Origin of the sequence: Mesorhizobium sp. M1A.F.Ca.IN.020.04.1.1, assembly GCF_003997315.1 — a bacterium.
Taxonomy (GTDB): Bacteria; Pseudomonadota; Alphaproteobacteria; order Rhizobiales; family Rhizobiaceae; genus Mesorhizobium.
Window position 1 is genome coordinate 1 of sequence record NZ_RZSN01000256.1, and the last position, 5,869, is coordinate 5,869.

A 5,869-nucleotide genomic window follows, 5' to 3' on the forward strand; every position below is an offset into this window, starting at 1 on the left:
GATTGTAGTCGGGCAGTTCGCCCTGCGCCTTCTTCACGCCGGCTTCCGCCGCCTTCCAGAAGTCTGACGCGCCGTTGACGACAAAGGCCAGCGTCGGCTTGTCGTCGGCGCGCACGGCTGCGCTGGCCGTCAGGCCAATAGCCAAGGCCGCCGCGGCGACGGACGCGTTGCGTATCATGGATTTCATGCTTCAACCTCCCTTTTGAAACTCATCGCTGCTGTCTCGGCTGCGGCCTGGACGCCCTCCTCCTCAAGGGTCTGGCACCTAAGTCCGGGGCCGATCCAGCCGCGACCGAAACACTAGACACAGATTTGACGTTCGTAAATAGTCCGATTTGTCTGACATTTTCGTGAGGACGAGGGCAGCCCTCTTCCGGCAATTTGCCGGGCAGCGAACCTGCGCTCCTCCCAGATGCCGTCGCCGCAGCTTGCCCGGCGACGCGTTGACAGTAGATCGCTTACCGATATTAGTAAATAGTATTAGTCGCGGGTTCGGCCAGGCGCCCCAACCACGGCGAGCCGGGTGCCGCGGTGGGCGCCAGCGGAAGCAGGATTGGCGCTGGTCGGGTCGGCAAAACTCGGGAAAATTGACAGCTTTGCTGACCTTTTTGGCCATTTTGTCGCCGCGTGCCGTGGCTGGTGCCAACGCCCTTGTTAGTGATAATAGTTATAAGCATACCCGCTCGGTGGCGGGCTTTGCGGAACAGCCCGGCAGGTTTGGGAAAAGACCATGAGCGAACCGACGCAACTGCGCGATCCACGGGAAACGTCCAGACGCCGCAAGGCCTCGGCCAAGCCCAAGGGCCGGGTCACCATGACCGATATAGCGAGGGCCGCCGGCTGTTCGCAGGCGACGGTCTCTTTCGTGCTCAACAATTCGCCGGGCATCAGGCTGTCGCAGCAGACGCGCGACCGCGTGATCGAGGCAGCTAGAGCGCTGGGCTATTCGCCGCCGGTCTTTTCAGCTTTGCGTCCGCCCGTCACGCCCTTCGAAGGGCTGGATGGCGTCATCGGCTTTGCCGTCGACCAGCTCGCCACCAGCCCCGAGGCGGTTGTGGCCATCGAGGGCGCGCGGCAGGCCTCCTGGAATGCCGGCAACGTGCTCCTGGTGGCGCAGACCATGGGTGACGCCGTCATGGAGCCGCGTGCCATCCAGGCGCTCACCCGGCGCGGCCTCTCGGCGCTGATCTACATGACCATCTTCACCCGCGAGATCACAGCGCCCGAGTTCCTCTACAGCCTCGACATTCCGGTCATCCTGCTCAACTGCTACACCGCCGACTATGCCTTCCCGGCCGTGGTGCCTTCCGAGATCGCCGGCGGCCAGAGCTCCACGCGGCATCTGATCAGCCGCGGCCACCGCCGCATCGCCACCATCACCGGCGAACCGTGGATGCAGGCGGCGCAGGATCGGCTGAAGGGCTATCGCCGCGCTTTGGCCACCGCCGACATCCCCTTCGATCCGGACCTGGTGGTGGAGGGCGACTGGTCGGCCAGCGCCGGTTATGCCGCGACGGTGAAGCTGCTTGCGCTGAAGGACCGCCCGACCGCCATCTTCTGCCAGAACGACCGCACGGCGATCGGCTGTTACGAAGCGCTGAAGGAGGCCGGCCTGCATATCCCCGGCGACATTTCCGTGATCGGCTATGACGACGAGGAGATCGCCCGCCACCTCTTCCCGCCGCTGACCACATCGATCCTGCCGCATCTGGCGATGGGCCAATGGGCGATCGAGCAATTGGAGGCACCGCCGACGCCCGGCCGCGGCCGCTATCCCATCACCAAGCTTGAATGCCCGCTGGTGGAGCGGGAGAGCGTGGGAGCGTGCCTCGCACAATTCCGGTGACCCCGTCTTGATCCAGGCCTATGATGGATTGCGCGTGTTCCTTTCCCGACACAGGAAAAACGCTCGTGTGGCCGAACCGTCGTTTATGCGATCTCTTAAAGATCGAGCACCCGATCATCCAGGCTCCGATGGCCGGCTCGGCGACTCCGGAACTCGCCGCCGCGGTGAGCAACGCCGGCGGGCTGGGATCGCTCGGCTGCGCATCGATGCTGCCGGACGGCCTGCGCACCGCTGCGCGCCAGCTGCGCGCCTCGACCGAGCGTCCCTTCAACCTCAATTTCTTTGTTTTTCCCAGACCGGACACCAGCGACGCCGTACTGACCCAGGTCATCGACAGGTTGCGGCCCTACTACGAGGAGCTGTCGCTCGACGAACCCTCGCGGAGGCTTCCGCCGATCGGACCGGGTTTCGACGAAGAAAAGCTTGAACTGCTGCTCGAGATCCGGCCACCGGTCGTCAGCTTCCATTTCGGCATTCTGGACGCGGCCGCGGTCGCCAAGTTGAAGCAGTCGGGGATCGTGGTTCTCAGCACCGCGACGAATGTCGCCGAGGCGCGCCAACTCGCCGACGGCGGAGCCGACGCGGTCATAGCGCAGGGCTGGGAGGCAGGTGGCCACAGGGGATCGCACGCCCCCAACCGTCCCGGTGACGGCGTGGGAACGTTGGCGCTGGTTCCCCAGGTCGTGGATGCCGTCAAGCTGCCGGTCATTGCCGCCGGAGGCATCGCCGACGGCCGCGGCATAGCGGCCGCCTTCGCGCTTGGCGCCAGCGGCGTGCAGATCGGCACCGGCTTCCTGTCTTGCGACGAGGCCGGCACCGACGGACCGCGCCGAGTCTTGATCCGCGCCGCCACGGACATGGACACGATGGTCACCGATGCCTTCACCGGCCGCGCGGCGCGGGCAAGACGCACCCGCTTCGCCTTGGAGATGGAGGTGAACCGGGCGCGCCTCCCCGACTTCCCGCAAATGGTTGCGCTCAGCGCTCCGCTCGGCGAGGCCGGTGCAAAAGGAGATTTCGCCTTCCATCTCTATGGGCAGGCGGCCGCCTTGAACCGGGAGCTTCCTGCGGGCGAATTGATGCAGACGCTCGTGGCCGAAACTGGCGAGGTGTTCGAAGCGCTTTCGACCGGCAAAACGATGCCCGCGTGAGCGAAGTCTCCGCTCGTTGACGTCGCGGACAAGTCCCAATCCGGACTGCGACAAGATCGGCCGGCAGGCAGGCATGCCATCCGCGCGATCGATGATGCCGGCATTCGGCGGCAAGGGGCGACCGCCCAGCTCGGCCAGTTTTGCCGCGATATGCGGTCTGGGTAATCTGCGGCTGCGAAACGCACATGGCGATCCGATCACGCCGCGGAACACGGCGGCATCCTCGCTTGCGGCGGCGAAAAGCCGGGCCATGACTGGATTCGGCGGCGGAACAGGAAGGCCCTCACCAGCGCGTTCATCTCGGCGATCCGGGCTCGCTCGGCGGCAATCTGGTTGCGATAGAGCGGACTGGCGCTCGGTCTCGGCATCGTATGCTCCTGCCAACGCCACCTATGCGATCTCGGGACGATCGGCTGGTTTCGTTGCTTGGCATGGTCCCTGCGTGGGTCTAGGCTGAAACCAGCAAGGGAGGGCGGGATGACATCAAGCTTCACCGTTCACGCGGCATCCGGCTATGAGCAGCTCATGGGCCGCTGGAGCCGCAGGCTCGCGCCCAAGTTCATCGACTTCGTCGGCCTGGCCGGCGGCGAGAAGATCCTCGACGTCGGCTGCGGCACCGGCAGCCTGACCTTCGAACTGGCGAAGTCGCGCGATCTCGCCGAAATCCAGGCCATCGACTTCTCAGCCGTCTTCGTCGCGGCGGCCAAGGAGAGGAACACCGATCCGCGCATCACTATTGAGCAGGCGGACGCCACGGCGCTGCCTTTCGAGGACAATGTGTTCGACCGTGCGCTGGCGCTGCTGGTCCTTCACTTCGTGCCGGAGACCGGCAAGGCGGTGGCCGAGATGCGCCGCGTGACGCGGCCGGGCGGCGTGGTCGCCGCCGTTGTGTGGGACCATCTTGGCGGCATGCCGGCCATGCGCATGATGATTGACACCGTTGCCGCGCTCAGCGAAAGCGGCCGCCAGATGCGCAATCGCTACTGCTTTCAGCCGATGATGCAGCCCGGCGAAATGAAGCGGACCTTTGTCGAACAGGGCCTGACCGACGTCACCGAAACCGAGCTGATGATCCGCATGGATTACCAGAATTTCGACGACTACTGGGCGCCGATTGCCGCCGGCGAAGGCCCGCTCGGCAAATATATGACCACGCTCGACGCAGCCGAGCGGACCCGCACGGCGGCTGCAGTCCACGAGGCCTATGAGGCCGGTCGTGCCGATGGGCCGAGGTCTTTCGCCAGCGTCGCCTGGGCCTGCCGCGGCATCGTGCGCTGACCTTCAACGCGATCCGAGCTGCGCGCGGACGGCGTCGCGGGAACTGCGGTCGCCTAGCCGGCCAGTGCCGGCAGCCTGCGGTGCCAATAGATGGCGCACCCGACAAGATTCGAACTTGTGACCTCTGCCTTCGGAGGGCAGCGCTCTATCCAGCTGAGCTACGGGTGCTTCCCGGGAACCCGGAAAACGAACCGGCCGGTGAGCCGGCCAGCCACGGCTTCTTAGCGGAAGCGCGTGCCGGCTTCAACGGGCAATTGGCTTGGCGGAATATTCGCCGTAGCGGACAGGCTCGCATTCGTCCGATGGAGGTGCTGGAGTCGAGAGCGAGCGGTCCCAACTGATGTAGGCTCGGAGGCCGGCGGCCCCACTTCGGCAATGCTTCGCGACTTCCGAGCGTTGTTCAGGCGCAAGCTCTCGCCAGCCTCACCCCTCCACCTCGCTCTTCGCCACCCTCCGCTGCACCCCGCGCGTCGCCCGCTTCTGCTTCTTCGCGGTCAGCTCGTGCATGGCATCAAGCTGCATCTGCTGCATCTCGGCCAGGCGCTGCCATTGGCGTGAGATCAGGTAGTCGAGCTTTTCGTGCAGATGCCGCACTTCGAGCTCGGCCTTGAGGTTCACCCGGTAGTCGTTGAAGGAGCGCAGCCGGTCCTTCGCCTCCTGCCGCTTCTGGCTCATCATGATGATCGGCGCCTGGATGGCGGCGATGCAGGATAGGAGCAGGTTGAGCAAGATGAATGGGTAGGGATCAAAGGCGGCGGCCGCGCCCTCGAAGAGGTTGAGGCCGATCCAGATCAGAAGCACCGCCGCGAACGAGATCAGGAACCACCAGCTGCCGCCGAAGGCCGCCATGTCGTCCGAGACGCGGTCGGCGAAGGAGCGGCGCTCCTCGAACTCTTCTTCCGAGTTCTCCGAGATCGTGTCCTGTCTGGCGATCGATTCCACCACCTGGCGGTCGAGCTCGGAGAATTCGCCGTGCTCCTGCTGCAGCAATTCCTCCATGTAGCGCATGCGGTAGCGGGCGAGCTCCTCGCGGCTGATGCGGGCGCCGCGCGGCAGGTCGGGATGGTCGGAGCGGATGCGGTCGGCGAGGCTCGGCCTCAGGTCGTCGACGCGCACCAGGTCGCGCTTGCGGAACTTCCGGCCGCTGATCGCCGACGGTTTTTTCTTGGGCTTTGCACGCGCCGCGCCGGGCAGGTGCGGCTCCGAATCCGGCACCTCCGGCGCTTCGAGGATCTCGTCCGCCGCCTCATGCTGATCTTCCGGCACGGTGGCCGCCTCGAGGTATTCGCCGCCCGAGTCGTTTTCGTTGTCGGCTATTGTCTGCGCGGATGCCTTTGGGTCGCCGGCCATGCTCAGTGCTCCTCTTCTCGGGCTTCGATACGATACGCCGAGCCGGCGCGGCATATCCATCGCGACTGTGAAGCTGGTGTGACCGAACAAGTTCTTGTGATGGATGGATGCGGTTTCGGCGCGCAAAGACATAGATCCAATTCTGGGAAGATTTGGTTGAAAGGGCTTGCTGAGCAACAACAAATCTCTGGGGGCAGCGCCGCCCCTCATCCGCCTGCCGGCACCTTCTCCCCGTAAGTGACGG

Annotated in this window: 5 protein-coding genes, 1 tRNA gene and 1 pseudogene; 3 read left to right on the forward strand and 4 right to left on the reverse strand. The window is 65.1% G+C overall.

The features are described 5' to 3' along the window. A pseudogene (locus EOA49_RS29675) lies at positions 1-187 on the reverse strand (ABC transporter substrate-binding protein); the annotation flags it as partial. Between the two features lie 543 nt (positions 188-730). Between EOA49_RS29675 and EOA49_RS29680 the strand changes: the two are divergent. Both EOA49_RS29680 and EOA49_RS29685 read left to right on the forward strand, forming a co-directional pair. Further along, positions 731-1,846, forward strand: coding sequence for a LacI family DNA-binding transcriptional regulator (locus tag EOA49_RS29680; RefSeq protein ID WP_164746701.1), 1,116 nt, complete (start codon positions 731-733; stop codon positions 1,844-1,846). Positions 1,847-1,911: 65 nt separating this feature from the next. Further along, the gene (locus tag EOA49_RS29685; protein ID WP_164746700.1) at positions 1,912-2,997 is read left to right on the forward strand and encodes a nitronate monooxygenase; all 1,086 of its coding nucleotides are present in this window, start codon (positions 1,912-1,914) and stop codon (positions 2,995-2,997) included. A gap of 197 nt (positions 2,998-3,194) precedes the next feature. On the opposite strand, the gene EOA49_RS32895 is transcribed toward EOA49_RS29685, so the two are convergent. After that, positions 3,195-3,365, reverse strand: a complete 171-nt coding sequence (locus EOA49_RS32895) for a hypothetical protein (RefSeq protein ID WP_164746699.1) — start codon at positions 3,363-3,365, stop codon at positions 3,195-3,197. Between the two features lie 109 nt (positions 3,366-3,474). On the opposite strand from EOA49_RS32895, the gene EOA49_RS29690 reads away from it, so the two are divergent. Then, entirely contained in the window at positions 3,475-4,275 is an 801-nt protein-coding gene (locus tag EOA49_RS29690) for a class I SAM-dependent methyltransferase (protein WP_127243522.1), read from the forward strand. Between the two features lie 91 nt (positions 4,276-4,366). Here EOA49_RS29690 and EOA49_RS29695 read toward each other — a convergent pair. Beyond that, a tRNA-Arg gene (locus tag EOA49_RS29695) sits at positions 4,367-4,443 on the reverse strand. Between the two features lie 255 nt (positions 4,444-4,698). After that, positions 4,699-5,625 (reverse strand): DUF1003 domain-containing protein, encoded by a 927-nt coding sequence (locus tag EOA49_RS29700; protein WP_095827255.1) that lies wholly within the window; start codon positions 5,623-5,625, stop codon positions 4,699-4,701. Positions 5,626-5,869 lie beyond the last annotated feature (244 nt).